General features: G+C 63.2%; 28 protein-coding genes. 22 read left to right on the top strand and 6 right to left on the bottom strand.

What is annotated here, in order from left to right:
- Nucleotides 1-17: 17 nt before the first annotated feature.
- From QWU44_RS04710 to QWU44_RS04685, 6 genes are read right to left on the bottom strand one after another with little or no spacing between them, the layout of a single operon-like run.
- Complete coding sequence (locus QWU44_RS04710) at nucleotides 18-3,977, bottom strand: amino acid adenylation domain-containing protein (protein ID WP_370914558.1); 3,960 nt, start codon at nucleotides 3,975-3,977, stop codon at nucleotides 18-20.
- Nucleotides 3,978-4,031: 54 nt separating this feature from the next.
- Nucleotides 4,032-4,262: a phosphopantetheine-binding protein gene (locus tag QWU44_RS04705; protein WP_198734942.1), complete on the bottom strand. Its 231-nt coding sequence runs from the start codon at nucleotides 4,260-4,262 to the stop codon at nucleotides 4,032-4,034.
- Nucleotides 4,263-4,265: 3 nt separating this feature from the next.
- Complete coding sequence (locus QWU44_RS04700; protein ID WP_370914557.1) at nucleotides 4,266-5,912, bottom strand: (2,3-dihydroxybenzoyl)adenylate synthase; 1,647 nt, start codon at nucleotides 5,910-5,912, stop codon at nucleotides 4,266-4,268.
- Complete coding sequence (locus QWU44_RS04695; protein ID WP_370914556.1) at nucleotides 5,896-7,014, bottom strand: isochorismate synthase MenF; 1,119 nt, start codon at nucleotides 7,012-7,014, stop codon at nucleotides 5,896-5,898. Before QWU44_RS04695 ends, QWU44_RS04700 begins: the two co-directional genes overlap by 17 nt.
- Before the next feature lie 2 nt (nucleotides 7,015-7,016).
- Nucleotides 7,017-7,679, bottom strand: a complete 663-nt coding sequence (locus QWU44_RS04690) for an isochorismatase family protein (RefSeq protein WP_370914555.1) — start codon at nucleotides 7,677-7,679, stop codon at nucleotides 7,017-7,019.
- A gap of 45 nt (nucleotides 7,680-7,724) precedes the next feature.
- Entirely contained in the window at nucleotides 7,725-8,465 is a 741-nt protein-coding gene (locus QWU44_RS04685; protein WP_370914554.1) for an SDR family oxidoreductase, read from the bottom strand.
- 286 nt (nucleotides 8,466-8,751) lie between these two features.
- On the opposite strand from QWU44_RS04685, the gene QWU44_RS04680 reads away from it, so the two are divergent.
- The 22 genes from QWU44_RS04680 to QWU44_RS04575 all read left to right on the top strand — a co-directional run bounded on the left by QWU44_RS04680 (nucleotide 8,752) and on the right by QWU44_RS04575 (nucleotide 26,281).
- The gene (locus QWU44_RS04680; RefSeq protein WP_370914553.1) at nucleotides 8,752-9,696 is read left to right on the top strand and encodes a methionyl-tRNA formyltransferase; all 945 of its coding nucleotides are present in this window, start codon (nucleotides 8,752-8,754) and stop codon (nucleotides 9,694-9,696) included.
- Nucleotides 9,696-10,865: a serine hydrolase gene (locus QWU44_RS04675; RefSeq protein WP_370914552.1), complete on the top strand. Its 1,170-nt coding sequence runs from the start codon at nucleotides 9,696-9,698 to the stop codon at nucleotides 10,863-10,865. The genes QWU44_RS04680 and QWU44_RS04675 overlap by 1 nt, the downstream gene beginning before the upstream one ends.
- Nucleotides 10,862-11,386: a helix-turn-helix domain-containing protein gene (locus tag QWU44_RS04670; RefSeq protein ID WP_370914551.1), complete on the top strand. Its 525-nt coding sequence runs from the start codon at nucleotides 10,862-10,864 to the stop codon at nucleotides 11,384-11,386. Before QWU44_RS04675 ends, QWU44_RS04670 begins: the two co-directional genes overlap by 4 nt.
- 228 nt (nucleotides 11,387-11,614) lie before the next feature.
- On the top strand, nucleotides 11,615-12,589 hold the full coding sequence (locus QWU44_RS04665; protein WP_370914901.1) for a sugar ABC transporter substrate-binding protein: 975 nt from the start codon (nucleotides 11,615-11,617) through the stop codon (nucleotides 12,587-12,589).
- Nucleotides 12,586-13,671 (top strand): ABC transporter permease, encoded by a 1,086-nt coding sequence (locus QWU44_RS04660; RefSeq protein WP_370914550.1) that lies wholly within the window; start codon nucleotides 12,586-12,588, stop codon nucleotides 13,669-13,671. The genes QWU44_RS04665 and QWU44_RS04660 overlap by 4 nt, the downstream gene beginning before the upstream one ends.
- A 10-nt stretch (nucleotides 13,672-13,681) precedes the next feature.
- Nucleotides 13,682-14,488, top strand: a complete 807-nt coding sequence (locus QWU44_RS04655; protein ID WP_370914549.1) for an ATP-binding cassette domain-containing protein — start codon at nucleotides 13,682-13,684, stop codon at nucleotides 14,486-14,488.
- A gap of 103 nt (nucleotides 14,489-14,591) precedes the next feature.
- The gene (locus QWU44_RS04650) at nucleotides 14,592-15,821 is read left to right on the top strand and encodes a phosphatase PAP2 family protein (RefSeq protein ID WP_370914548.1); all 1,230 of its coding nucleotides are present in this window, start codon (nucleotides 14,592-14,594) and stop codon (nucleotides 15,819-15,821) included.
- 364 nt (nucleotides 15,822-16,185) lie between these two features.
- Complete coding sequence (rpsH, locus tag QWU44_RS04645; RefSeq protein WP_198734931.1) at nucleotides 16,186-16,584, top strand: 30S ribosomal protein S8; 399 nt, start codon at nucleotides 16,186-16,188, stop codon at nucleotides 16,582-16,584.
- Nucleotides 16,585-16,601: 17 nt separating this feature from the next.
- Complete coding sequence (rplF, locus tag QWU44_RS04640; RefSeq protein WP_370914547.1) at nucleotides 16,602-17,138, top strand: 50S ribosomal protein L6; 537 nt, start codon at nucleotides 16,602-16,604, stop codon at nucleotides 17,136-17,138.
- Nucleotides 17,138-17,539 (top strand): 50S ribosomal protein L18, encoded by a 402-nt coding sequence (gene rplR / locus QWU44_RS04635; RefSeq protein ID WP_370914546.1) that lies wholly within the window; start codon nucleotides 17,138-17,140, stop codon nucleotides 17,537-17,539. The genes rplF and rplR overlap by 1 nt, the downstream gene beginning before the upstream one ends.
- A gap of 40 nt (nucleotides 17,540-17,579) precedes the next feature.
- Nucleotides 17,580-18,227 (top strand): 30S ribosomal protein S5, encoded by a 648-nt coding sequence (rpsE, locus tag QWU44_RS04630; protein WP_370914545.1) that lies wholly within the window; start codon nucleotides 17,580-17,582, stop codon nucleotides 18,225-18,227.
- Between the two features lie 3 nt (nucleotides 18,228-18,230).
- Nucleotides 18,231-18,416, top strand: coding sequence for a 50S ribosomal protein L30 (gene rpmD, locus QWU44_RS04625; RefSeq protein ID WP_200253855.1), 186 nt, complete (start codon nucleotides 18,231-18,233; stop codon nucleotides 18,414-18,416).
- 8 nt (nucleotides 18,417-18,424) lie between these two features.
- On the top strand, nucleotides 18,425-18,877 hold the full coding sequence (gene rplO, locus QWU44_RS04620) for a 50S ribosomal protein L15 (RefSeq protein ID WP_370914544.1): 453 nt from the start codon (nucleotides 18,425-18,427) through the stop codon (nucleotides 18,875-18,877).
- A gap of 609 nt (nucleotides 18,878-19,486) precedes the next feature.
- Nucleotides 19,487-20,806, top strand: coding sequence for a preprotein translocase subunit SecY (gene secY / locus QWU44_RS04615; RefSeq protein WP_370914543.1), 1,320 nt, complete (start codon nucleotides 19,487-19,489; stop codon nucleotides 20,804-20,806).
- Complete coding sequence (locus QWU44_RS04610) at nucleotides 20,803-21,348, top strand: adenylate kinase (RefSeq protein WP_370914542.1); 546 nt, start codon at nucleotides 20,803-20,805, stop codon at nucleotides 21,346-21,348. Before secY ends, QWU44_RS04610 begins: the two co-directional genes overlap by 4 nt.
- 158 nt (nucleotides 21,349-21,506) lie before the next feature.
- Nucleotides 21,507-22,301 carry a type I methionyl aminopeptidase gene (gene map / locus QWU44_RS04605; protein WP_370914541.1) on the top strand — a complete coding sequence of 265 codons (795 nt, stop codon included), beginning with the start codon at nucleotides 21,507-21,509 and terminating at the stop codon, nucleotides 22,299-22,301.
- Nucleotides 22,302-22,365: 64 nt separating this feature from the next.
- Nucleotides 22,366-23,067, top strand: a complete 702-nt coding sequence (locus QWU44_RS04600) for a L,D-transpeptidase (protein ID WP_370914540.1) — start codon at nucleotides 22,366-22,368, stop codon at nucleotides 23,065-23,067.
- Between the two features lie 215 nt (nucleotides 23,068-23,282).
- Nucleotides 23,283-23,504, top strand: coding sequence for a translation initiation factor IF-1 (gene infA / locus QWU44_RS04595; protein WP_075724780.1), 222 nt, complete (start codon nucleotides 23,283-23,285; stop codon nucleotides 23,502-23,504).
- Between the two features lie 223 nt (nucleotides 23,505-23,727).
- Entirely contained in the window at nucleotides 23,728-24,096 is a 369-nt protein-coding gene (gene rpsM / locus QWU44_RS04590; RefSeq protein ID WP_198734920.1) for a 30S ribosomal protein S13, read from the top strand.
- 3 nt (nucleotides 24,097-24,099) lie between these two features.
- The gene (rpsK, locus tag QWU44_RS04585; RefSeq protein WP_370914539.1) at nucleotides 24,100-24,504 is read left to right on the top strand and encodes a 30S ribosomal protein S11; all 405 of its coding nucleotides are present in this window, start codon (nucleotides 24,100-24,102) and stop codon (nucleotides 24,502-24,504) included.
- Between the two features lie 23 nt (nucleotides 24,505-24,527).
- A complete protein-coding gene (gene rpsD / locus QWU44_RS04580; RefSeq protein WP_370914538.1) occupies nucleotides 24,528-25,133 on the top strand; it encodes a 30S ribosomal protein S4 in 606 nt (201 codons plus the stop codon).
- Nucleotides 25,134-25,264: 131 nt separating this feature from the next.
- Entirely contained in the window at nucleotides 25,265-26,281 is a 1,017-nt protein-coding gene (locus QWU44_RS04575; RefSeq protein WP_370914537.1) for a DNA-directed RNA polymerase subunit alpha, read from the top strand.
- Nucleotides 26,282-26,295 lie beyond the last annotated feature (14 nt).

Here is a 26,295-nt window from a genome sequence, read left to right as displayed (position 1 = left end):
GGTGCACACGCACCGGGTCATTGAATGAGATCAGCGACCCGGGCAAACACCTCGGGGGACACCATGCCCGGATGCGTGGTCTGCATCCGGTGGACACGAAGGTCACCGCAGAACGGTCGCCACGTCCCTTCGTCCATGTGTTCCGGGTTGAGTTCGGCGCGGAACATGTCGATGGTTCCCGACCACGGGATCGTGCGGTGCTCCCGCATGATGCGGGCGTTGTGCCCGATCATGGTGGTGACGGAGGAGAGCACGGAATCGGGGAGCGTGCTGAACGCCCCGGGCGCGGCGCGTAGTGCGGTGACGACGGTGGCGGTGTCGAGCTCGCCGTAATCGTCCGGATCCTGCCCAGCCATCACGAGAACGCCGCGGAGCCGCTCCTGGTCGTCTGGGGCGGGTTTGCCGCGCCAGAGCTCGGCGGGGTAGGCGTCGAGGAGGACGAGGTGACGTACCCGGATACCGGTGTCGGCGAGCCGGACCGCACACGCCTGGGCCAGTACACCTCCCACTGACCAGCCGACGAGCTCGACGTCGGTGATGTCCTGTTCGGCGCAGAGCGCCAGGATGTCCGTCGCGGCACGTTCAGCGGCCGCAACGATGGATGCGACCATCGGGGGACCGTCGGGAACCAGGCCCGGGGACTGGACCGCGAACACGCCTCGGCCGCTGTCGAGGAAGGGGATGAGACGGGCGTAGGACCAGCCGATGCCGCCCGCAGGGTGGAAGCAGAATACGGGGACCCCGGCGCGGTGCGGGCGCAACGCCAGCAGAGGCCGGAACCCGGCTGACCCGGAGTCGTGATCGCCACGGGCGGTGAGGTGGGCGGACAGGGCGCGGATCGACGGGGCCGCGAACACATCGGACACGTTGAGGTCCAGACCGGTCCGCTCCCGGAGCACTTGGGCGAGTCGGACCGCGCTGAGTGAGGTTCCCCCCAGATCGAAGAAGTTGGCCCGGGCTCCGGGCCGGATCCCCAGCACCTCCCGGAAGGCGTCGAGCAGGGATTCCTCCAGCGGGCCGACGGCGGGATCGTCGTCGGCGTCTGAGTCCACGGCAGGGGGATCGGGGAGCGCCCGGATATCGAGTTTCCCGTTGGTGGTCATCGGGAGAACATCCACGGTGACCACGGCGGACGGGATCATGTAGGCGGGAAGCCGACTGCGGGCGTGCTCCAGGACGGAGTCGGTGTCCGGTGGTGCGGAGTGGTCGCGGGGAACGATCCACGCGATGAGCGCATCCTCCCCGGAGCCGGGGAGCGGCCGCACCAGAACCGCGCTCGCGGCGATGTCGGGGTGTGCCGAGAGAACCTCTTCGATCTCGCCCGGTTCGAGTCGTTGCCCACGGAGTTTCACCTGGTTGTCGGCGCGCCCGAGGTAGAGTAGCTCGCCGTCGTCACGCCACTGCGCGATGTCCCCGGAATCGTACATCCGTTCGCCGGGATGGAACGGGTCTTCGGTGAAACGTTCGGCGCTCAGATCCGGGCGACCGACGTACCCGGTGGCGACCTGGACCCCGGCGAGGAAGAGCCTGCCGGGGGCGCCGATGGGGAGTAACCTGCCGATCGGGTCGAGGACATGGGTTCGGGTGTTCCACACCGGGGCACCGATCGGGATGGTCGTTTCACCGGGGCGCACCGTGTGCGCCGTGACATCGATGGAGGCTTCGGTCGGTCCGTAGAGATTGTGCACCTCGACCCCGAGGCGCTCGCGGCAGGTCGATGCGGTACGAGCGGGCAGCGCCTCGCCGGAGGTGATGACGGCCCGGAGTGCTGGGAGGTCGATGCTCCCGGTGTGCCACCGGAGGAACGCGTCGAGAGCTGAGGGGACGAAGTGACAGATCGTGGTTCCCGTCTCCCGGAGGACCGGAAGCAGCTCACCGGGATCGCGGTGGGCATCCGGTGCGGGCACCACGAGTCTCGGGCCGTGGGTGAGCGGAAGGAGGAATTCCCACCCGGATACGTCGAAGGAGGCCGGGGTCTTCTGGATCAGGGTGTCGTTCTCCCCGATGCCGTAGTAATCCGCCATCCACGCGAGGCGGTTGAGGATTCCCTCCTGCGGCACGGCGACGCCTTTGGGGGTTCCGGTGGAGCCCGAGGTGAACAGAATGTAGGCGGTGTCCCGGGCTGTTGCGTGCGGGGCCGGGGCGGGGTCCCACTGGGGTGGTGCGGCAGGTGCGGGGCGCAGCACCGTTTCATCGAGTTCGATGATCGGGCTCAGTTCCGGTGTCGGTGTTCCGGTCGTGCGCCCGGTGATGAGAAGGTGTGGGTCTGCGGTGGCGAGCATGTCCCGGCGTCGTTGTTCGGGAAGTGCGGGATCGAGGGGCAGCCACGCGGCCCCAGTGAGTGCGGTCGCGGCAATTGCGGTGCATAGTGCGGGCGAACGGGTGAGCTGCAGCGCGATGGTTGTTCCTGGTGCGGCGCCGTGCTCGTGGAGGACCGCGGCCAGGCCGTCGACGTCGGCCCAGAATTCCTCCCGGGTGATCCACTGCCCGTTCCACCACAGGGCCGGTTCGGTGGGCCTGGTGGTCAGGTCGGCGGTGCGCCGTGCGTGGATCAGTGCGTGGAGGGTGGGGTCGTCACCGTCGGGGAGCGTGATCGGGTGTGTTGTTCCGTTGAATTTCTCCAGTAGGATTCGGCGTTCGTCGGCGTCGATGAGGTCCAGATCACCGAGGCTGAAGGCGTCATCATCGGCGGTGATGTCGGCGGGATCGACGTGGGCCAATTGGTTGACCAGGAGCGCGAGCCGCCGGGTGTGTGCGTCGAGCTGCTGTTGTTGTGCCGGAGTGCCGTGGGCGAGGGAGTGCAGGGTCATGCTGCCGTCGTCCTCGGACTGGAAGATCAGCTCGACATCGGCGACCGGGCCGACGGAGAGAGTGGTCAACTCGCCGCGCACCCCGTTGAACCGGAATGTCGGGGTGAAGGGGCGCAGGTTGATGGTCGGCCCGGTCATCCGGTGTGCGGGGTCGCTGATGCGCAGTAGTCTGCGGAGTTCCTCGCCGCGCAGCGTCCCGTGTGACCGGAGTTCCGCGAGCGCCGCGCCAGTCGCGGTGACGGTGTCCACGAACCGCGCGCGCAGGTCCGCGGTGTCGAGGCGGAGCGGGAGCAGATTGACGGCGGGGACGAAGTCGATGCTGCGGCTGCCCATCGGACGGTTCATCAGGGGGATACCGAGGGTGATGTCTGCGGATCCGGTGACGGCCGCCGTGTAGTGCGCGGTGACGGCGGCGAGGGCGTCCAGCTCGGTCACGCGCATCGTGCGGGTGAGGGCGCGGAGCGCGACGCGGGCGTCATGGTCGATGGTGGCGTGGGAACGCAGTGGGCGTACCGGTCCCCGACCGTCCGCGGGGAGAATCGTGGGCGGATTCTCGGCGGCTACCCGCGCCGGATCCCGCCAGAAGGCGAGGTCATCGTCACCGGGGCCCGGGTGCGTGGTGGCCCAGTGGTCGCTGAACGGCGTTTGCGGGGCGTCGCCGCCCGTGGCGCGTGCCGTGTAGCAGGCCGCGATCCAGCGGATGAGCGCGCCGATGGCGTATCCGTCGGCGAGGATGTGGTGGAAGCGGGCCAACCACAACGGGCGGCCGTTCGCTCGCTGCATCAGGTGATGTCCGGTGAGTTCGGTGCCGGAGATCTCGTCCCTGCGGGTCATGGCGGGTACGGCGATGGTACGGCTGGCCCACTCGTCGATGTCCGCGTCAGCGTCGAGAGTGCCGGTGATGATGCTTATTGACGCAGGTTCCCACTGCGGGTCGGTTTCGGCGCGCAGTGTTCCTGAGGTGGTGCGGAGGAACCGGCAGCGGAACGGTTCGAGTGTGGAGAGGCAATCGCGGATGGTGTCTGCCAGAAGTTCGAGGTCGATCTCCGCGTCAAACTCGATGAGTTCGGCACACTGGAACGCCGTCCCGCCGGGGTCGGCGGCCTGGGCGAACCAGATGGCGGCTTGTCCCGGCCCCATGTCATGGATGGTGGTGCTGGTGGTCATGGGTGATGCTCCTCGGCGGGGATGGCGGCGTGGAAGGCGTGTTCGCGGCCTGTCTCAGGTGAGTGCGGTGATCCATTCGTCGAGGGTCTGCAGGGACATGATCTCGTGGAAGTCGACCGTGGCGCCGTCGGCGCGCCAGGTCTCGACGAGGGTCACGGCGCGCAGTGAATCGAGTCCCTGTTCCACGAGTGGTGCGTGCGGATCGAGGGTGTCCGGGGTGATTCCGAGAATGTCGGCGGTGTCTTCGATGATGCGGGTTCCGGTGAGTGCGGGGGTGTCGCTCATGGATTAATCATCCTTGCTGGTGTCGGTGGTGAGGGTGGCGGCGAGGCGGCGGCGGAGTGCCTTCCGACTGATCTTTCCCACGCCTGTCAGTGGGAAGGAGGATTCGAACTCGAAGCGGTCCGGCAGTTTGTAGGCGGCGAGCCCACGGCGGGTGAGAAATTCCCGGATCTCCGTGGCGGTGGGTGGCGTGTCGCTGATGATCCAGGCGCAGGACCGTTCCCCGAGGTAGTCGTCGGGGATTGCGACGAGGGCGGCATCGATGATGTCGGGGTGCGCGATGAGATGGTTCTCCACCTCCTCCGCGGAGATTTTCTCGCCACCCCGGTTGATGTGGTCCTTGTCGCGGCCCTCGACGATGAGATGCCCGGTGGGGAGTCGGCGGACGATGTCACCGGTGCGGTAGAAGCCGTCGTCGGTGAACGCGCCGGGATCGGCACCGTTGAAGTAGCTGCGGATCGTGTACGGGCCACGGGTGAGCAGATGGCCGGATTCGCCCTCGGGGACCGGGTGTCCCTCGTCGTCGAGAATGAGGATCTCATCGGCCGGGGAGATGGGCCGACCCTGGGTTCCCGTGACCACGTCCTCGGGATCGTCGGCGCGGGTGTAGTTAACCAGCCCTTCCGCCATCCCGAACACCTGCTGGAGCCGACACCCGAGGACCGGGGTGACCTTCCGGGCCGCTTCGGCGGGGAACTTCGCCCCCCCGACTTGCAGTACCTCCAGTGTGTCGAGGTGGGCGTCAATCCTCGGGCGCAGAGCCAGCCAGGTCATCGCCAGAGGCGGAACCGCTGCGGTCATGGTGACCTTCTCGGCGTCGATGAGGTGGAACACCGAGGTTGGTGTCGGGTCCTCGGTGAGGATCACGGTGCCCCCGGCCCACAGCACACCGAGCACACCGGGAGAACTCATGGTGAAGTTGTGCGAGACCGGAAGGACGACGAGCATCCGGGTAGCGGTACTGAGCTGACAGATCCGGGCGGACTCCCGCACCGAATAGAGATAGTCGGCGTGGGTGCGGGGGATCAGTTTCGGGATGCCGGTGCTTCCCCCGGAGACCTGGAGGAACGCCAGTTCCTCCGGCGCCACCGGTGCGGGGGCCGGAAGATCGGCCACCGGATCACCGCCGAGGGAGGCAAACTCCGCAGGGTCGGGCCCGGCGATGATCACCTGCACCGGGTTCGGCAGCGCCGGTAGCACCTCGCGGGCCAGGTCCCGGTAGTCGAAGCCGTTGTGGCTGCCGGGTGCGATCCAAGCCGCGGCGTTCGTGCTGGCCAGGAAATGTCTGAGTTCGGCGGCGCGATGAGCGGGAAGGGCGAAGACGGGACGCGCTCCGAGGTGGAAGAGCGCGAAGATGGTGGGCAGGAACTCCGTGGTGTTGGGAAGCTGAACGACGACGAAGTCTCCCCGGGTGATGCCGAGAGCCCGGAGTCTGCGGGCGGTGGCGTCGGCGGCGGTGCTCAGCTCACGGTAACTCAGCCGGTGGTCGATGCCGTGCAGATCATGCCCGACGACGGCCTCGTTGTCACCGAAGCGTGCGGCCGCCTCCCGCAGGAAGGTGGCGAAAGTGTCGTCGTTCCAGTACCCGGCGGCGCGCCAGGCGGCGACGTCCGCAGCGGGATAGAGCGCGGTGCTGTCAGTGTGTTCGGACATGTCGTGCCTTCGGTTCAGGGGTGGAGTGGATTCCGAGTGCCGCGCGGAGCGGGCCGAACTTCGTCCTCGTCTCCCGGACCTCGGTGTCCGGGACGGAGGTAGCGACGATGCCGCCGCCTGCGTGGGCGCGGATCTGGTGGGCGCGGGAATCGACGACGCAGCTACGGATCGTGACGCGCCATTCCCCGTCGCCGTGTTCATCGGCCCAACCGACCGTCCCGGCGTAGAACCCACGTTCCGGCTCGTAGGTCCGGAGGAGTTCGAGGGCACTGCTGGTTGGGTGTCCGGCGACAGCCGGCGTCGGATGAAGCGCCAGGGCGAGTTCCAGCACCGAGACCCGGTCGTCGCCGAGCGTGCCGGTGATCGGGGTGCCCAGGTGCCAGGTGTGGGAGGTGCGGGTCAGCGTGGGGCGGCGGGGAATGTGGAGCTCGGTGCAGTAGGGGCGCAGGACGCGGTCGATCTCCGAGGTCACGTAGGCGTGCTCATCAAGATCCTTCGGGGAGAGCAGCAGCTCGGTCGCCCGGGCTTCGTCCTGCACCGGGTCCGTGGAACGCGGTGCGGTTCCCGCCAGCGGATGCGATTCGATGCGATTCCCGCGCTTCCGGATCAGCAGTTCCGGGCTGGAACCGACGATGGTTTCGCCGAGGTGGGAACGTCCTGCGACACTGATATCCACGAGATACCCGGTTCCGGTTCCGGACCCGTCGATGAACCGTGAGAGCAGAACCTCCGGGTTGACGTCCCGGTCGAAGTGGTAGGTCTCCCGTCGGGCCAGGACGATCTTGGCGACCTGTCCCCGCTCGATCGCCGCCACCGCAGACGCCACGCGCTCGGCGTGTTGCTCGGTGCTCGGGTGCTCGTCGATACTCGTCGGCGCGGGGACGCAGCCGTCGGGAAGCTCCGGGGTGCCCAGATGATGCCGGTAGTGGTCCGGGGTGAAGAGCGCCGGAGTCTCCGTCGTATAGAAGGGGAGTGCCCCGACAATGAGCGGAACGGCGCCGGTCTGCAATGCCTTGACCGCATCCATCGGAGTGGGCCAGAACCGTGCTATTCCGGTCGCCGTCAGGGTCGATTCACCATCGGAGAAAATAAACTCGCGCACGGTCACTCCCCTTTACCCGGTGTGGTGAACTGCTCAAGAACATCGCCCGTCCGGAGTGCGACACCGGCACGTCTGCCAACCCACTGCACCGCAGAACGGTGCTCATCCGCGGAGAAATCGGCGACGGCATCGGCGACGAGGAAAGGCTGAATGTCGTTCATGAATGCGTCTGCCGCACTCACCTGGCACCCCATGTGCGCGTACACCCCGGTAACCACCAACTGGTTCCGCCGGGCGAAGGAGAGTGCCTGCCGTAGATCCGTCCGCTCGAAAGCGGAGTAACGCCATTTGGTGATGAGATGGTGGTGTGCTCGCGGAGCCAGCTCAGGAATCACCGCAGCCTCTTCCGCGTCCGAGATACCGGTGCCCCAGAAATCGGTGAGCAGGCCGCGCCGGGCGGGTGCCTGGGCGGGCGGCTGCACCGAGTAGAACACCGGTGCCCCAGCCGCGTCGAAGGCGTCGATGAGCGCCCTGATGTTCGGGATCATCGTCGAGGCGGGTTCCCGGGAACGGTCGTAGGCTGCGAGGAAATAGGCCTGCATGTCATGAACAAGTAGGGCGGCGTGCCCGGGATCGACACTCCAGTCGACAACGGGTTCAGGAACCGGAGCATCGGGGGGACAGGCCGCCGAGAGAGGATAGGGCGCGATGAGGGGAATAGCCATACGGGGGAGATTCTGCTTTCCGCGAGTGGGGGAGAGGGGCTCGGATCAGGCGTCGAGGGTGGCGCCACCGTCGATACGCAGGTCGTGCATCGTGATGTGTCGGGCGGCCGGAGAAATGAGGAAGGCGCAGGCTCCGGCGATGTCGGAGGGATCGGCGAGCCGCTGCAGTGGGATCCCCAGACGGTACTGCTCCGGAGTTCCCGCTATCACCTGCGCGCTCTGATCACTGCCTTCAGGCCACATACCGCGCAGCATGGGCGTGTCGGTGGAACCGGGGGAGATGACATTGCACCGGACCCCGTGCGGGGCGCACTCCAGGCCGAGAGTGCGGACCCAGGAGGTTGTGGCCGCTTTGGACGCGCCGTAGGCGGCCATCCCGGCTCGGGGTACGGCTGCCGCGTTCGAGGAGACGACCACGAGGGAACCGCCGCGACGTTCGACGAAGCGGCGCGCGACCGGAGCGCAGACCGCGACCGTGCCGAGAAGGTTGACCTCCAGAGAGAACCGCAGGGCAGCGGGGTCGGGGTTCAGGGCGGAATCCGGTCGCAGGACGCCGGGAGTGTGGACGAGGGCATCGAGTGGATCGCTGTCATCGAGGTCGGCGATCGCAGCGGCGATGGAGTCCGAGTCGGTCACGTCGTACTCCGGAAGGTCCCAGGCGCTCACCCGGTGTCCGAGGTTCCGCAGGTGCTCAACCACCGCGGAACCGACACCACCCCGTGCACCTGTGACCAGGACGTGGAGAAGGGTGGATGATGACTGTGACGGGCATTCGATCCCTGGCATGACGGAGCGGGGCGCCTTTCGCGAAGAGGGGTGGTGCAGTAGTGCCGAGGGGTCCGGGGCGGACCCGGGAAAACACCGTTAATTAGGTTAGGCACCACACAATTAACAGGCTTCGTGCCGGTGTTGTCAACAGCGGGGGCCCGGCTGGACGGCTTCGCTTGTGGAGCCATCCCGTGTGTCGGGTGGACACCCCGCCGTCGTGCCCGAAGTTTGGGCTCCGTTACTATTGCCGACGTTCAGCTTCTCCTCATCTACTACTTCTTTGAAAAAGGGGTTCGACCCAGGTATGCGCGTTATTTTCACCGGTTTTGCCACCTTCGGCTATCGTTCCATCACGGCCCTCGCGGACAGTGGGCACGAGATAGTGCTCGTCTGCACCCAGCCGCCGATCGATGACCCCTACTATGCGGGAATGGACGAGGATGTCGCCGCCTTCGCCAGGGAACGTGGGATTCCCGTTATCGAGACGAAACGCCTGGACGGGGCGGCAGCCGACGCCATCCGGGCGGCGGAGGCGGATTTGATGGTGGTGACGAACTGGACGTCGGTGATCGCCGAAGACGTGTACGATGCGCCGCGCCTGGGAACCCTCAATATTCATGATTCGCTGCTGCCCAAGTACGCGGGATTCGGGGCCCCGAACTGGGCGCTGATCAATGACGAGTCCGAGGTTGGCGTCACCGGGCACCTCATGGCGGAAGGGTTCGACACCGGCCCCATCGTCGCCCAGCGCGCCACCCGGGTCACGGATTCTGACGATGCACTGACGTTGACCAACCGGTGCCTCGACCTGGTGGGCCCGGTCCTGCAGGATTCCCTCGATTTCCTCGACGCCGGTAAGACACCGACTCCGCAGGACCCGGAGCAGTGGACCTACTTCCACCGCCGTCGCCCCGCCGACTGTGGGATCGATTTTTCCCTCGGTGCTCGCGCGGTGTTCAACCTGGTCCGGGCGAGCTGCGACCCCTTCTTCAACGCCTGGGCCTACCTGGGGGAGCAGCTCATCTACCTCACCGACGTCGAGATTAGCCCGATGCGCTTCGGTGGAACGCCGGGCCGTGTCGTGACTGACGGTGAGCATATCGTCGTCGTCGCCGGTCCCGCAGCCCACACCGGGCGTGAATACGGTGTGCAGATCAACCGCATCAGGTTGGCGGATGGAACCGACATCGACAATCCCGGGAGGATCATTCGGCCGGGGATGTATCTGCGGTTGACCCCCGGGAGGTAGTGGATACTACCAGTGACATAATTCTAGAACTCTGGAAATATGTCACTTCGCCATGCTTCCCGCCCCCTCACCACAGTCATCCTGTCCGGCGTCCTCGGCCTGGCGGCCTGTGCCCCCCGACACCACCAGAAGACGGGGGAGACACCGCACGGCACATCACCACCGCATGCCGCCACGGTGACACCGACCTGACTGAATCCTCCGGCTGGGTAGCACACCTCGCCGCCCACCCAGACGACTCCGCAGTCTTCATAATCCCCGACGCCACCGCCCCCGACGGTCCGGACACCGTACGGAAGAACGCTGATACCCCACTCGACATCGCATCCGCAGCGAAAGCCATCCACCTGCTCGCCTACGCCGACGCCATCACCGACGGCACCATCGACCCCGACACCCCGGTTCCCGTCTCCGAATGGGAGTCCTTCTACCTGCCACTCGATGGTGGGGCGCACGCAGCGGCACTGGCCCGACTCGGTATCGACAGGAGGGAACCGTCCCCCGGGGTTGCCGTTGCAGCCGACCCGGACACCACCGTCACCCTCGACTATCTCGTCAGCACGATGATCATCGAATCCGACAACGCTGCAGCGGACTGGCTGGCCGACACACTGGGGGAACCCGCCCTCACCGCAGCCGCCACCAGAGCAGGATGGGACAACCCCCACATCCCCAACTACCTCGGATCACTGCTCGCTGTCCTCGATCCCGACAGTGCAGGAAACCCGGACGCTGCCTCCCGCAGATACCGCGAAGACCCCGAATGGGCCGCCACCATCCTCCACCGCGCATCCGGCGGATGTTCCGAGCAGCGGGACATCCTCCGCGGAACAGCGACCGCCACCGCAGGCGACCTCGCCGCCGTCTACACCCGACTCGCCACCGGCGAGCTCGGCCCGGCTGGGGACATCGCACGACGTCACCTCGAACACACCCCCGCACCCGGCTACACCGCGATCGGACACAAGGGCGGCAGTTTGCCCGGCGTCCTCGCCGACGCCATGGAGATCCGCCGCGAGGACGGAACCCCGGCGGTCGCGGTCCTGATCTCCACCGCGATCCCGGAAGCCGACTACACGGACACACTCGCCGCCTTCGCCTGGCAGGACCTAATACTCCAGGCAGTTGACTCCCACGACATACGTGAACAGCTAACCTGTGGAGAATGACTGAAGCACAGGAACTCGCGGACCTCCGGAAACGCGTCACCGACCTTGAGTCCCGCGTACGGAAACTCGAGCATTCCGAGGTGCCGGGGCAGTCCCAGAACCACGCAGACGAATCCGAGGCCGGTGCAATCACCGGAACGATCCACTACAGCGGCGAACTCACCGCACCACGTCAGCTCCGCTGGACGATCACCCTCGACGCAGACACCGTGCGTTCCGTGCCGAGCGACGGGATCACGGAGGTTTTGGCCGCAGTGTCCAGTCCGGTACGGCTGATCATCCTCCGGGAACTCCTCGTCGAACCAGCTAGTGCCAGGCAACTACAGGAACTCCTCGGCTACAGCTCACCCGGGCCGCTCTACCATCACCTCAAGCCCCTTCAGTCCGCCGGAATCGTGGCACGTGACGGGGACGGAAAATACCAGATACCCGGCCCCGGAGTCGTGCCGTTGCTGATCCTGCTGGCGGCCGCCGGTGACGTCGCCGGAGAACTCGACACCGGGATGGGGAAGCGGCGGTGACTGGGATGACGCACGTCCGAACGAGGTTGATGGTGCTTCCGCATGCTGGATTTCTTTTGCTGTTACTCCGCTGGTCATCTTCACTGAATCGGTAAATACGCAGTTCAGCCAGCTTGTTTTTGGCTGGAGGGGTGCGTTCAATGGCTCAGTGTGAAACTCAAAGATCTCTTCTCGCTGTTCTCCCGTGACCGTGCCTCCCAGGTCCGTCCCGCTCGCCGGGGCGCCGCGGTGGCCGCAACCCTCACCGCCGGGGCGCTCGCTCTCGCGTCGTGTTCATCCACCGGCGGAGCCCCGGAATCTTCCGGTGGCGCCGCCGGTGGTGGGACCGTCGACACGCCCCGCGCGGTTGTCGCGATGGTGAGCCACGGGGCTCCCGGTGACACATTCTGGGATCTCGTGCGCAAGGGCGCGGAGGATGCCGCGAAGAAGGACAACATCGAGCTGCGTTACTCCTCCGATCCGCAGGCGCCGAACCAGGCGAACCTCGTGCAGTCCGCGATCGACGCCGACGTCGACGGTATCGCCGTGACACTCCCCAACGCCGAGGCCATCGGACCGGCCGCGAAGAAGGCCGTGGATGCGGGGATCCCCGTCGTCGGGCTCAACGCCGGAATGAACGACTACTCCGACTACGGCCTGTCCGCCTTCTTTGGTCAGGATGAGTCCATCGCCGGTGAGCTTGCCGGAGAGCGGCTCGCCACCGAGGGGGCGAAGAAGGTTCTCTGTGTCATCCACGAACAGGGCAACTCCTCCCAGGAAGCCCGCTGCGGCGGAATCAAGAAGGGCCTCGGGACCTCCGGGGACATGGAGATTCTCTACGTCAACGGGATGGACATGACCTCCGTCGCCTCCACCGTGCAAGCGAAGCTCGCCCAGGATCCCTCCATCGATTGGATCATGGGGCTTGTGGCCCCAGTTGCGATCACGAGTGTCGACGCCGCGAAGGACGCGGGCAGTGACGCAAAGATCGCCACGTTCGACACCAACGCCGAACTGGTCAAGGCCATCAAGGACGGCACCATCGCGTGGGCCATCGACCAGCAGCCCTACGTGCAGGGATACCTGGCTGTGGACGCCATCTGGCTCGCGATCCGGAACGGATCGACCCTCGGAGGCGGCAAGCCGGTCCTCACCGGCCCCTCCTTTGTTGATTCGACGAACGTCGATGCCATTGCTGACGCCGCAACGGAAGGTCTTCGATGAGTGGTGGGGACACGTCCAGCGGTGACACGGACGTGACCGAGGGGCTTACCCCGTTTTCTAACGGGGTGGTCGACGACCGGCTGCGCGAGCGCACCGTCTTCGATCGGCTCATTCGTCGTCCGGAACTGGCGAGCCTCGTCGGCGCCGTCATCATCTTCACGCTCTTCATGGTCGTGGCGCCGCCGTTCCGTACACCTGATGCATTCGCCACCGTTCTCTACGCCTCTTCGACGATGGGGATCATGGCGCTGGCCGTCGGCATGCTCATGATCGGAGACGAGTTCGACCTCTCCTCGGGTGTTGCGGTGACGTCGGCGGCACTCGCCTCGGCGATGCTCAACTATCACCTACACCTGAACTCCTGGGTCGGAGCGTTCCTGTCCCTCGGGATCGCTCTGGCGGTGGGCGCACTCAACGGCTTCCTGGTCACCCGCACCGGGATACCCTCCTTCCTGATCACGCTCTCGGTGTTTCTCATGCTGCAGGGGCTCAACCTCGCGCTGACGAAGCTCATCGCCGGACAGGTGGCCACGCACTCCATCGGGGACATGGACGGGTTCGCCTCCGCCAAGGGACTCTTCGCGAGTTCCGTCAGCATCGGCGGGGTGAATGTGAAGGTGACCGTGTTCTGGTGGCTGCTGTTTGTCGCGATCGCGAGCTACATCCTGTACAAGACCCGCTTCGGGAACTGGGTCTTCGCCGTGGGCGGCGACAAAGCCGCGGCTGAGGCGGTCGGCGTACCCGTACGCAGGGTCAAGATCGTGCTGTTCATGTTCGTCGGCTTCGCTGCCTGGTTCGTCGGTATGCACAATCTCTTCGCCTTCGATTCGATCCAGGCGGGCCAGGGCGTCGGCAACGAGTTCCTCTACATCATCGCCGCCGTCATCGGAGGCTGCGCGCTCACCGGGGGTAAGGGAACCGCCGTGGGAACCGCCATCGGCGCCCTCATCTTCGGCATGACAAACCAGGGCATCGTCTACGCGGGATGGAACCCCGACTGGTTCAAGTTCTTCCTCGGCGCGATGCTCCTGTTTGCGGTCATTGCCAACAGAACGACAGCCAACTACACGGAGAGCAGGTAGGAACAGGCAGATGAACACCACCAGCACCCTGCCCGAATCCCGGGATACGGGTACCGCCATCGTCGAACTACGCGACGTCGCCAAGTCATATGGTGCCTTCAACGCACTCTCCGGAGTCAATCTCACCGTCCGGGAAGGCGAGGTCACCTGCATCCTCGGGGATAATGGAGCGGGTAAATCCACACTCATCAAGATCCTCTCGGGACTTCACTCCGCGACCTCGGGTGACGTGCTCATCGACGGTGAGGTCGCCCACTTCCGTGGACCGAAGGACGCCCTCAACGCCGGTATCGCCACCGTGTACCAGGACCTCGCTGTCGTCGGAACCATGCCCGTCTGGCGAAACTTCTTCCTCGGTCAGGAACTGACCACCGGTCCGTTCGGACACCTCCGGGCCGCGGAGATGCGCAGGATCACCCGTGATCAGCTCCTGGCGATGGGAATCGATCTTCCTGATGTCGATGTCCAGGTGAACCGACTCTCCGGAGGACAACGCCAGGTCGTCGCCATCGCGCGGGCCATCTACTTCGGGGCCCGCGTCGTCATCCTCGATGAACCCACCGCAGCACTGGGTGTCAAACAATCCGGTATGGTGCTCAAATTCGTGGCTGATGCCCGCGATCGGGGAATCGCCGTCATCCTCATCACCCACAACCCGCACCACGCCTATCTCGTCGGAGATGAGTTCATCGTCCTCGGACTCGGCCGACAGATCCTCGCTGTGAATCGGGAGAACACTAGTATCGATGAACTTGCCCTCCAGATGGCCGGCGGCGGCGAACTTGATGCTCTGGAGCATGAGCTCAAGAGAAACTGAACCACCCCCGTTTCCCCGCAGGACGTGAACGGACAATGACGATCCGGTGAGCACCCGGCGGGATAGTGTTCCTGCCTCTGGCGGGTGCCCTAGACTGTCGGCCATGTCGTACCGTCGCCACGTTGTCGCCACCGTATCCTCCCTCGCGTTCGCAACCCTCTGCGCACAGTCGGTACAGGCGATCGAACTGCCTCCCGTGCCAGGGAAACTTCCGGGCCAGGAGATCGCCGTCCATCACGATGGCGCACCGGTGCCCGTCCCTTTCGGGCCGCAGGACTACGTGGGCTACATCTCCGACATCAGTTCGCATCCCTACGGCATCTATCTCGATGTGATCGGCTCATTCGGGGAAATCCGGGAGAACCCGGATGTGATGAGTTCCAACCTGGAGCAGGTTATCGCGGTAAACAATGCCGCTAGGAACGACCCGGCCCGGATCCTCCGTGCACAGGTGGACGCGAGGGCGGACCGGGACGGCGTGCTTGATCCCGTGGCTGACGCCCTGGGGCCTGTCCTGGCGCAGCATTTCCGGGCTGCACTCGCAGAGAACCGGCTCCCCAAAACCCGGATGCTGCTCGGTGGTGGATGGTTCGCGCGTGCCGGTGGCCCAGCCAGCTCTACGTTCGTGGAGAAGGAAATTTTCGACAATCCGCGTCCCTTCGTCGTAGCGCCCGACCGCATCACCAAATTCGTCGCGGCGGACCGGGATTTCTACACCACCTCGAAATCCTTCCCCTCCGGGCACACGAACCAGGCCACGTGGACAACCACGCTGCTGGCTGTGATGCTCCCGGAGTTCGGTCCACAGATACTCGCCCGTGGGTCTGAGGCGGGGGAGCACCGCCTGGTGATGGGCGTGCATTATCCGCTTGACGTCATCGGCGGCAGGATGACCGGTACCGCCGCTGCAGCGGATCGGTGGAATGATCCGAAAATGCGGGCCAACCTCATCGCTGCCGCCGCTGAGATCCGGGCGGAGTTGGAATGGCGGTGCGGAGCCTCCCTCTCCGAATGTGCGTCGGTGGGGCCCGCATACTCCGCTGATCCGGTGGGGGACTACACCCGGCGGATGAATTACGGGTTCACTCCGATGGGAGATACGGCAGCACCGATGATCGTGCCGCAGGCAGCTCCTGATCTGCTTCTCGGGGCATTTCCAGAGTTGTCTTATGCGCAACGTGCGGAAATCCTCCGTAAGACAGCCGGACCTGCCGGGATGCCCCTTGATGTGACGGGTTCTCAGGGCTCTTGGCAGCGGTTGAATCTGGCTGCGGCGTTGGCGGCTGATGTCACCGTGACCCCGGAAGGGGGCGTCATCCTGGGTGGGAACTGAGCGTTGTTCTCCCCTTGTAAACGGAATTCGTTAGGTGTCGGGACCAACAGCTTGCTTACTGCCGTTCAACTGCGGTAATGTGATCTGTTGGACTTGCGTTCGCTCGTGATCATGCTGCCCCGTGCATCAGGATGCGGGTGTCGTGCAGGTCCCTTGTGACAATACCGTCACGAAAACGTACAGACGTTCCACTCCTACTTTGTTGTAGGCCCCCCGCCCGATGGCGTCCATCGGTTACTGCTGGCAGCGAGCTGCACCACTACTAAGTGGATTGTGGCGACAAGTGGCCAGGGAGAAGATGATAACGCCGGGTGGTCATTAGCGTGATCAGGGGAACCGCAACGAGAAAGGCTACTGGTCTGCCATGACCATGACTGATCCTATCGCCGACATGTTGTCGCGCGTGCGTAACGCGAATAACGCGTTCCACGACACCGTGTCGATGCCCTCCTCGACTCTCAAGGCGAACATTGCTGAGATTCTGAAGCAGGAAGGCTACATCGCCGACTACAGCGTCGAAGATGCGAAGGTGGGCAAGACCCTTTCGCTGACGCTGAAGTACGGTCCGTCCCGCGAACGCTCCATTGCGGGTGTTCGCCGCGTGTCCAAGCCGGGCCTGCGCGTTTACGCCAAGTCCACCAACCTGCCGAAGGTTCTCGGAGGCCTGGGCGTGGCCATCATCTCCACGTCCCAGGGTCTGCTGACCGATCGTCAGGCTACCGAGAAGGGTGTAGGCGGAGAAGTTCTCGCCTACGTCTGGTAAGGGAGGATTGAGCAACAATGTCGCGTATCGGTAAAAACCCGATCGTCGTCCCGAACGGCGTCACCATCACCATCGACGGCCAGAATGTCGAGGTCAAGGGTCCCAAGGGAACCCTGGCCCAGGCGATCCCGGCTCCGATTACCGTCGTCCAGGAGGAAAACGAGATCGTCGTTTCCCGCCCGGACGATCACCGCAAGAGCCGCGCCCTGCACGGCCTGTCCCGATCACTCGTCAACAACATGGTTGTCGGTGTCACCGAGGGCTACACCATCAAGATGGAAATCTTCGGTGTCGGTTACCGCGTTCAGGCCAAGGGCAGCAACCTCGAGTTCGCTCTCGGCTACAGCCACCCGATCCTGATCGAAGCTCCGGAGGGTATCACCTTCGCCGTCGACGGCAACACGAAGTTCTCCATCACGGGTATTGACAAGCAGAAGGTCGGCCAGATCGCCGCGAACATCCGCCGCCTGCGCAAGGATGACCCCTACAAGGGTAAGGGCATCCGTTACGCCGGTGAGCAGATCCGCCGCAAGGTCGGAAAGACGGGTAAGTAATGAGCAACACTGCACAGAACAAGCGCCTCCCCATCGGTCGGGATATCTCCACCCGCCGTCGTGTCGCTCGCACGCGCCGCCATGCGCGCCTGCGCAAGCACATGCGTGGAACAGCGGAGACCCCTCGTCTCGTGGTGCACCGCACCTCGCGTCACATGCACGTCCAGATCATCGACGACTTGGCTGGCCACACCCTGGCTGCCGCGTCCACGATGGAACCGGAGATCCGTGGCATCGAAGGCGACAAGAAGGCCCGCGCCGCCAAGGTCGGAACCCTCATCGCCGAGCGTGCGAAGGAAGCCGGCATTGAGTCGGTCAAATTCGACCGCGCCGGCTACAAGTACCACGGACGTGTCGCCTCTCTGGCTGACGCCGCCCGCGAAGGTGGTCTGAAGTTCTGATGACCGCTTTCACCAAGATCAACAACGGAAGGATCGCGTAATGCCGGGACGTGAACGGCGTGACGGCGGACGCTCCGCCGATAGCACCACCAACAGCAAAGACAACAACAACCGCAACGAGCGCCGTGGCGGAGGACGCCGCGATGATCGTCGCAATCAGCAGCAGGACGAGCGTAACCAGTACATCGAGCGCGTCGTCACCATCAATCGCGTGTCCAAGGTCGTCAAGGGTGGTCGTCGCTTCAGCTTCACCGCTCTCGTGATCGTGGGCGACGGCCAGGGCATGGTCGGCGTCGGTTACGGCAAGGCCAAGGAAGTTCCCGCGGCCATCCAGAAGGGTACAGAGGAAGCTCGCAAGAACTTCTTCCGTGTCCCTATGGTCGCCGGAACCATCACGCACCCGGTCCAGGGTGAAGCGGCAGCGGGCATCGTCATGATGCGCCCGGCTGCTCCGGGTACCGGAGTCATCGCCGGTGGCGCTGCCCGCCCGGTGCTCGAGTGTGCTGGTATCCAGGACATTCTCTGCAAGTCCCTGGGCTCCGACAACGCCATCAACGTTGTGCACGCTACCGTCGCCGGTCTGAAGCAGCTCGTTCGTCCCGAAGAGGTCGCCGCCCGCCGTGGCAAGACTCTCGAAGAGGTCGCCCCGGCTCGGATGCTACGCGCTCGCGCAGGCAAGGAGGCTTAATCAATGGCCCTCAAGATCACCCAGCTCAAGGGCACAGTCGGTGCCAAGAAGAACCAGAAGGACTCGCTGCGTACTCTCGGTCTCAAGCGCATCCGCCACTCTGTGGTCCGGCCCGACACCCCTGAGGTGCGAGGACTGGTCAACGTGGTGCGCCACATGGTCGAGGTTGAAGAAGTGGCGGGGGAGTAGGTAGTTAAATGAGCGATCCCATCAAGCTTCACGATCTGCGTCCCGCCAAGGGCGCGAACAAAGCTAAGACCCGTGTCGGTCGAGGCGAGGCCTCCAAAGGTAAGACCGCTGGTCGCGGTACCAAAGGTACCAAGGCTCGCAAGCAGGTTTCGGCAGCATTCGAAGGCGGCCAGATGCCGCTGCACATGCGTCTGCCGAAGCTGAAGGGCTTCAAGAATCCGGCGAAGATCACCTTCCAGGTGGTCAACGTCTCCGATCTCGAGAAGGCATTCCCCGAGGGCGGCGACATCACCGTCGCTGACCTCGTGGCAGCCGGCCTCGTCCGCGCCAAGCAGCCCGTTAAAGTGCTCGGCAATGGCGAGATCAGTGTCAAGGTCAACGTCACCGCCACCAAGTTCTCGAACTCCGCGAAGGAGAAGATCGAGGCCGCAGGTGGTTCCGTGATGGCCGAAGGCAAGTAACAGAAACGCCTGAGACAGGTCGCAGGTTCCTCCCGGTTTCCGGAAATGGACAGGCACCTAAACGAAAGCCCCCGTACTCCCCGTAACAGAGGAGTACGGGGTTTTCGTTATCTGTGACGACCCCTTGCTGGGGGAAGAGCCTTCTCTCGGTTGCGGTTTCTCCTTGTACGGTGTTCCCGATGTCCCCGGCGGACAGTGTTACCTGTTGATTTTTGGAGACAGGGACACAGTGTTTTCAAAGCATGTGAGCCGAAAGAGACCGAGGGAAGGCCACTAGGTACGGCACTAGTAGTTGGCACCTGCTTAAGCTGGTACTGGCGTTAACTGATTCCTGGGTTCCTGTACAGCAACGATGCTGGAATATGGGCATGTCTTCATGTGTGTTTCAGCCCCAGTATGTGTGCCCTTTGCAAGGGGCTGGTAGGATTACGTAGTCGTACAACTTCTGTGCCACTGACCGACCCCGCCGCCAGCGGTTGTCGGGTCCGATGTGGTACATCGAAGAAGAATCTCAATTACCGTCACCTTCTCCATGAAACCGCGGACCCTCGTCGTAGGGTCGAAGCCCATCGGGGCTTTCTGCGGCGGGGGGAGCCAGCAGGAGGATATGTGTCCGCCATCGTCTCGGCATTCAAGGACGCTGATCTACGCAAGAAGATCTTGTTCACTATTGCGATGATCATCTTGTACCGTATCGGTGCCCAGATCCCGTCCCCGGGCGTCAATTACGGCGCGATCGCGGGTCGGTTGCGTGATCTCACCCAGGATCAGTCCAGCGTCTACTCGCTGATCAATCTGTTCTCGGGCGGTGCGTTGCTCCAGCTCAGTATTTTTGCGGTTGGCATCATGCCGTACATCACTGCGTCCATCATCACGCAGTTGCTCACCGTCGTCATTCCCCACTTCGAGGAGCTCAAGAAAGAGGGGCAGTCCGGACAAGCGAAGATGACGCAGTACACCCGTTATCTCACGGTCGCTCTGGCACTCCTGCAGTCTGCGGGGATTGTCGCTCTGGCTGATCGTGGGCAGTTGCTGGGGTCGGGATTTGAGGTGCTTATCCCGGAACGTAATATCTTCGACCTGGTTCTTCTGGTCTTCGTCATGACCTCGGGTGCTGTTCTGCTGATGTGGATCGGTGAACTGATGACGGAGCGTGGTATCGGAAACGGCATGTCCCTCCTGATCTTCGCCGGTATCGCCACCAGGCTGCCGACGGATGGCGCGGGGATTCTGGCGAGTTCCGGCGGTCTCGTCTTCACCATGGTTCTCATCGCGGTTCTCATCCTCGTCATCGGCGTCGTCTTCATTGAGCAGGGGCAGCGCCGTATCCCGGTTCAGTACGCGAAGCGCATGGTCGGCCGTCGCCAGTACGGAGGGACGTCGACCTATCTTCCGCTGAAGGTCAACCAGGGTGGTGTTATTCCGGTCATCTTCGCTTCGTCGATCATCTACGTTCCGGTTCTGATCACTCAGATCATCAATTCGGGGGGTACCGTTTCCCCGGACAACTGGTGGCAGAACAATGTCGTCCAGTATCTGCAGACACCGTCGTCATGGCAGTACATTGTCCTGTACTTCACCATGATCATTTTCTTCAGCTACTTTTACGTGTCGGTCCAGTACGACCCCAATGAGCAGGCCGAGAACATGAAGAAGTACGGTGGATTCATCCCCGGGATACGTCCCGGTAGGCCCACCGCCGAATACCTTGGTTTCGTCATGAACCGGCTTCTCTTCGTGGGCGCGTTCTACCTGGGTATCATTGCCGTACTGCCGAACCTCATGCTCGATTTGGGAGTCGGTAGTTCGGCCGGGTCCACCCCGTTCGGTGGCACCGCGATCCTGATTCTCGTGTCGGTTGCACTGACCACGGTGAAGCAGATTGAAAGCCAGTTGCTGCAGTCTAACTATGAAGGATTCCTCAAATGAGACTTGTTCTCCTTGGTCCCCCTGGTGCGGGCAAGGGTACTCAAGCCGCCATTCTCTCTGAGAAGCTCAATGTCCCGCACATCTCCACGGGCGATCTCTTCCGCGCCAACATCGGTGAAGGTACCCCGCTCGGACTTGAGGCCAAGAGCTACATGGACGCCGGAAAGCTCGTCCCGACGGATGTCACCGCGAGGATGGTTGAGTCTCGGCTGGCGGAAGAGGATGCTCGTGAGGGTTTCCTCCTCGACGGTTTCCCTCGGACGGTTGAGCAGGCTGAGCTGCTGGAGAAGATGCTGGAGAAGTTGGGGCATGAACTTGATGGTGTCATCCAGTTCAAGGTCGCCGAAGATATTGTAGTCGAACGCATGCTCTCCCGTGGTCGCGCAGATGACAATGAAGAGACCATTCGGACCCGGCTGGGTGTCTACCGTGATGAGACCGCACCCCTGATCGATCATTACGCCGACGTGATTATTCCCATCGAAGCCGAAGGCTCCGTCCAGGACATCAACGAGCGCACCATGGCGGCCCTGAAGAAGTAAGCGGGGTTTTCGAGCCGTAGTGCGCATGGAACCTAAATAGGGTACGACGGAGGACCGGACCGCATCGGCGGCCGGTCCTCCGTTATTTCGAAGGATCTTTCGAACGGGCCTTCTCGCGCACCATCATCCATCAATTCAATGAGGAGCAGAACTAGATAATGGCCTTCCGAAAACGCCAACGAACGATGCCCACGCGGACACCCGGAGAACTCGATGCGATGCAGGCCGCAGGGGAGATCGTGGGGAAAGCGCTCCAAGCGGTCCGTGCTGCGGCCGCCCCCGGCGTCAGCACTCTGGAACTGGATGCGATCGCTGAGGCGACGATCCGGGAGCATGGGGCTCATCCCACGTTTCTCGGGTACCACGGCTTCCCGGGATCGATCTGTGCCTCGGTGAATGAGGTCATCGTTCATGGCATCCCGAAATCGCAGACGGTCCTGGCACCAGGTGACCTTGTTTCGATCGATTGTGGTGCAACACTCGACGGGTGGGTGGGTGATTCTGCTTGGACCTTCGGAATCGGGGAGCTCGATGACACCTCTGAAAGGCTCAACGATGCGACGAGATGGGTTCTCGACGAAGGGATGAAGGCGATGATCCCGGGCAATAGGCTGACCGATGTGTCCCATGCGCTCGGCCGGGCCACCGCCGTCGCCGCCGAAAAATTCGGGGTCACGCTCCATATCGTGGACGGGTACGGGGGCCACGGAATAGGGCGGGAGATGCATGAGGACCCGTTTCTCGCTAACGAGGGGAGGCCCGGAAGAGGACCCGTCATCGGCGAGGGGAGTGTGCTCGCGATCGAACCAATGCTCGCGGTCGGTACGCCGGACTCAGCGGTGCTGGAGGATGACTGGACGGTGGTGACACTCGATGGTTCCCGTGCCAGCCATTGGGAGCACACCGTTGCTGCGACTTCCGGGGGACCCCGGATTCTCACGCCCCGGTACTGATTAGAGTGGTGGTATCGGCGGGGGAATTCCACGTTTACACGGTTACGGACTAGGATAAGCAGCCATGTACCCAGCTATCACCAGCAGAACCGCGGGGACGTCAGTGCCGCGCCGTCGAATCGCCGCTGTCGTTGTCACCGTCGCCCTCGGTTTCCTGTTCTCCCCGGCAACGGCGATTGCCGCTCCAGATGTGGGGTCATCGGGGGGGTCCAGTAATCTCAATGATGACGCCTGGAACGTCCGTAATGATATTCATCAGCGTTCCGCCGGATTGCCTCCGGTCATCGGAGATGGGGTCCGGGCTTTGACCGACGGTACCGTCGATGTGTTTTTCCCCGGTCTGATCGCTCAGCGCGAAGCGGAGCAATCTGCACGGCAGGAACCCGCTCCGGCCGTTACTGAACCCGCTTTCGACCGGGGATCCTGCCCGCCGGCGGCGCGTGCGTGTATCGACCTGACGAAACAACGGACGTGGCTGCAGGAGAACGGTCGCGTCACGCATGGTGCTGTACCGATGTCCTCGGGGGCCTCGGGCTGGGAGACTCCGAAGGGCACACATTACGTGAATCGTAAGGTACGGCACGAGATCTCCCGCGAGTTCAATAATGCGCCGATGCCTTATTCAGTGTATTTCACGAACACCGGAATCGCTTTTCATGAGGGTGATGTGAACTTGTGGTCGCACGGTTGCATACACCTCAATCACGATGATGCCGTCCGATATTTCGATACCCTTCAGGTCGGGGACATGGTGTACGTCTACTAACCTGCGGTGTCTCTCCAGATGGGTCTACCCCGGTGATTCACTGAATCACCGGGGTAGACCCATCTGTGCCGGGATTGCGCTACTGGACTGTTCCGCGTATTGTCAGACGTTGGTGTGCACCATCATGCGCACCGCTTGTCGGAATAGGCAATGCAGTCAACTATCTACCGGAGAACGCCTCACAATATGTGCGGTACCGGAGAAACGTGGAGGATATGGCTAAGAAGGAAGGCGCCATCGAGGTTGAGGGCCGAGTAGTCGAGCCTTTGCCGAATGCGATGTTCCGTGTCGAACTCGACAACGGGCACAAAGTTCTTGCACACATCAGCGGCAAGATGCGCCAGCACTACATCCGTATTCTGCCGGAGGATCGCGTCGTCGTGGCTCTGAGCCCCTACGATCTGACCCGCGGACGCATCGTCTACCGCTACAAGTAAGAAAAACATCAGCCTCCACACTCACCGCACGTGTCCTGCGCTGTACTGATTCCCTGGATCAGTCATCATGCGCTCCGTGACACGTGCATCATGCACCTTCGGCATCGGTGGCCGAAGCCCCGTGTACCCCTGATCCACTTTCCGGCATCCGCCCGGATGAAGCATCAGCAGACGGGGACGGGTGTGGGGAAAACCACCGGACCAACCGGAAGGAAACTGCCATATGGCACGCCTTGCTGGAGTTGACCTCCCGCGCAACAAGCGCATGGAGGTAGCTCTGACCTACATTTACGGCATCGGGCCCGCCCGAGCCAAGAAGCTGCTGGAAGAGACCGGCGTCTCTCCGGACCTGCGCACCGACAACCTCACGGATGAGCAGATCGCTGCTCTCCGTGACGTGATCGAAGCAACCTGGAAGGTCGAGGGTGACCTCCGCCGCCAGGTTCAGGCGGATATCCGCCGCAAGATCGAGATCGGTTGCTATCAGGGGCTGCGCCACCGTCGTGGTCTGCCCGTCCGTGGCCAGCGCACCAAGACCAACGCACGTACGCGTAAGGGTCCGAAGAAGACGATCGCCGGAAAGAAGAAGTAACTCATGCCTCCTAAAGCACGCTCTGGCGCGCGCCGCACTGGCCGCCGCGTCGTAAAGAAGAACGTGGCGCACGGCGCCGCACACATCAAGTCCACCTTCAACAACACCATCGTGTCCATCACGGATCCGAATGGTGCGGTCATCTCGTGGGCCTCGTCCGGCCACGTTGGCTTCAAGGGGTCACGTAAGTCGACTCCCTTCGCTGCCCAGATGGCTGCCGAAAACGCCGCCCGTAAGGCGATGGAACACGGAATGAAGAAGGTCGACGTCTACGTCAAGGGCCCGGGCTCAGGCCGCGAAACCGCTATCCGTTCCCTCTCGGCCGCCGGCCTTGAGGTCGTCCAGATCACCGACGTGACGCCTCAGCCGCACAATGGCTGCCGTCCGCCGAAGCGCCGCCGCGTCTAGCAGGGAAAGGAAACAGACACACTATGGCTCGTTATACCGGCCCAGTCACCCGTAAATCCCGTCGCCTCCGCGTCGACCTCGTCGGCGGAGATATGGCCTTCGAACGCCGCCCCTACCCTCCGGGGCAGGCTGGCCGTGCTCGCATCAAGGAGTCCGAGTACCTGCTCCAGCTCCAGGAGAAGCAGAAGGCTCGCTTCACCTACGGCGTCATGGAGAAGCAGTTCCGTCGCTACTATGCTGAGGCGAACCGACGCCCCGGTAAAACCGGCGACAACCTGGTCATCCTCCTCGAGTCTCGTCTCGACAACGTGGTTTACCGCGCTGGTCTCGCTCGGACTCGTCGTCAGGCACGTCAGCTCGTCTCCCACGGACACTTCACCGTGAACAACAAGAAGGTCAATGTACCGTCTTACCGGGTTTCGCAGTACGACATCATCGACGTGCGACCGAAGTCCCGCAAGATGGAGTGGTTCGAAGACGCACAGGATCGACTTGTCGATTCCGTCGTCCCGGCCTGGCTTCAGGTTGTTCCGGACACCCTGCGCATCCTCGTGCACCAGTTGCCCGAGCGTGCTCAGATCGATGTTCCGCTGCAGGAGCAGCTCATCGTCGAGTACTACTCGAAGTAATCGGCTTGTCCTCGGCTTCTCGGCACCGGGAAGCCGGTCACAGGACAGTCGTCGCGTGGCTTTTGCCACACCGTCATCTGTCTGCCTATTGACGTCAAATAGTGGGCGTCACCAAAGGAGATCGTCACCACATGCTCATTTCAACGCGTCCGGAGCTTCACGAGGAGTACATCGACTCGTCTCGTTCCCGGTTCACCATTGAACCCTTGGAGCCCGGCTTCGGGTACACCCTCGGCAATTCCCTGCGCCGTACGCTGCTGTCGTCCATCCCGGGTGCAGCGGTCACGAGCGTCAAGATCGAGGGTGTCCTCCACGAGTTCACCACGATCTCGGGTGTCAAGGAGGATGTCAGCGACATTATCCTGAACATCAAGGGTCTCGTACTGTCCTCGGATTCCGAGGATCCCGTCGTCATGTACCTCCGCAAGGAGGGGGCTGGTGTGGTTACCGCAGCGGACATCGAGCCTCCGGCGGGTGTTGAGGTCCACAATCCGGACCTCCACATCGCAACGCTGAATGAGCAAGGCAAGATCGACATCGAGCTGGTCGTCGAGCGTGGGCGAGGTTATGTGCCCGCCACCCTGACCAGTGATTCCGGAGAGATCGGTCGGATTCCGGTGGATCAGATCTACTCTCCGGTTCTCAAGGTGAGCTACAAGGTCGAGGCAACCCGTGTCAAACAGCGCACGGACTTCGACAAGCTGGTCATCGATGTTGAGACGAAGAACTCAATCACCGCCCGTGACGCCCTGGCGTCAGCAGGCAAGACACTGGTTGAACTGTTCGGGCTCGCGCGCGAACTCAATACCAATGCGGAAGGCATTGATCTCGGTCCCTCAAACCAGGAGACCGAGATCAACGCCAACTACAGTATGGCCATCGAGGACCTGAACTTCTCCGTTCGTTCCTACAACTGCTTGAAGCGTCAGGAGATCCACACCGTCGGTGAACTCGCGGAGTGCACTGAATCGGATCTGCTCGACATTCGGAACTTCGGTCAGAAATCGATCAACGAAGTGAAGATCAAGCTGGCCAACCTGGGTCTGACGTTGAAGGACGCACCGGAGGACTTCGATCCCTCGACCATTGAGGGATATGACGCCGAGACCGGTGACTTCATCGATATCGACGGCGACGATTCCGAGTAATACCCGGGTAGCAC

It is taken from the genome of Corynebacterium sp. CCM 9203 (assembly GCF_041357675.1).
GTDB lineage: Bacteria > Actinomycetota > Actinomycetes > Mycobacteriales > Mycobacteriaceae > Corynebacterium.
The sequence above is the reverse complement of the archived record's forward strand: the minus strand, read 5'-3'. Positions and strand labels throughout refer to the sequence as shown.

Bases quoted from the DNA above. Each gene is read 5' to 3' on its own strand.
- QWU44_RS04710 (WP_370914558.1), bottom strand. From the start codon at position 3,977: ATGACCACCAGCACCACCATCCATGACATGGGGCCGGGACAAGCCGCC.
- QWU44_RS04705 (WP_198734942.1), bottom strand. From the start codon at position 4,262: ATGAGCGACACCCCCGCACTCACCGGAACCCGCATCATCGAAGACACC.
- QWU44_RS04700 (WP_370914557.1), bottom strand. From the start codon at position 5,912: ATGTCCGAACACACTGACAGCACCGCGCTCTATCCCGCTGCGGACGTC.
- QWU44_RS04690 (WP_370914555.1), bottom strand. From the start codon at position 7,679: ATGGCTATTCCCCTCATCGCGCCCTATCCTCTCTCGGCGGCCTGTCCC.
- QWU44_RS04685 (WP_370914554.1), bottom strand. From the start codon at position 8,465: ATGCCAGGGATCGAATGCCCGTCACAGTCATCATCCACCCTTCTCCAC.
- QWU44_RS04680 (WP_370914553.1), top strand. From the start codon at position 8,752: ATGCGCGTTATTTTCACCGGTTTTGCCACCTTCGGCTATCGTTCCATC.
- QWU44_RS04670 (WP_370914551.1), top strand. From the start codon at position 10,862: ATGACTGAAGCACAGGAACTCGCGGACCTCCGGAAACGCGTCACCGAC.
- QWU44_RS04660 (WP_370914550.1), top strand. From the start codon at position 12,586: ATGAGTGGTGGGGACACGTCCAGCGGTGACACGGACGTGACCGAGGGG.
- QWU44_RS04655 (WP_370914549.1), top strand. From the start codon at position 13,682: ATGAACACCACCAGCACCCTGCCCGAATCCCGGGATACGGGTACCGCC.
- QWU44_RS04650 (WP_370914548.1), top strand. From the start codon at position 14,592: ATGTCGTACCGTCGCCACGTTGTCGCCACCGTATCCTCCCTCGCGTTC.
- rpsH (WP_198734931.1), top strand. From the start codon at position 16,186: ATGACCATGACTGATCCTATCGCCGACATGTTGTCGCGCGTGCGTAAC.
- rplF (WP_370914547.1), top strand. From the start codon at position 16,602: ATGTCGCGTATCGGTAAAAACCCGATCGTCGTCCCGAACGGCGTCACC.
- rplR (WP_370914546.1), top strand. From the start codon at position 17,138: ATGAGCAACACTGCACAGAACAAGCGCCTCCCCATCGGTCGGGATATC.
- rpsE (WP_370914545.1), top strand. From the start codon at position 17,580: ATGCCGGGACGTGAACGGCGTGACGGCGGACGCTCCGCCGATAGCACC.
- rpmD (WP_200253855.1), top strand. From the start codon at position 18,231: ATGGCCCTCAAGATCACCCAGCTCAAGGGCACAGTCGGTGCCAAGAAG.
- rplO (WP_370914544.1), top strand. From the start codon at position 18,425: ATGAGCGATCCCATCAAGCTTCACGATCTGCGTCCCGCCAAGGGCGCG.
- QWU44_RS04610 (WP_370914542.1), top strand. From the start codon at position 20,803: ATGAGACTTGTTCTCCTTGGTCCCCCTGGTGCGGGCAAGGGTACTCAA.
- map (WP_370914541.1), top strand. From the start codon at position 21,507: ATGGCCTTCCGAAAACGCCAACGAACGATGCCCACGCGGACACCCGGA.
- QWU44_RS04600 (WP_370914540.1), top strand. From the start codon at position 22,366: ATGTACCCAGCTATCACCAGCAGAACCGCGGGGACGTCAGTGCCGCGC.
- infA (WP_075724780.1), top strand. From the start codon at position 23,283: ATGGCTAAGAAGGAAGGCGCCATCGAGGTTGAGGGCCGAGTAGTCGAG.
- rpsM (WP_198734920.1), top strand. From the start codon at position 23,728: ATGGCACGCCTTGCTGGAGTTGACCTCCCGCGCAACAAGCGCATGGAG.
- rpsK (WP_370914539.1), top strand. From the start codon at position 24,100: ATGCCTCCTAAAGCACGCTCTGGCGCGCGCCGCACTGGCCGCCGCGTC.
- rpsD (WP_370914538.1), top strand. From the start codon at position 24,528: ATGGCTCGTTATACCGGCCCAGTCACCCGTAAATCCCGTCGCCTCCGC.
- QWU44_RS04575 (WP_370914537.1), top strand. From the start codon at position 25,265: ATGCTCATTTCAACGCGTCCGGAGCTTCACGAGGAGTACATCGACTCG.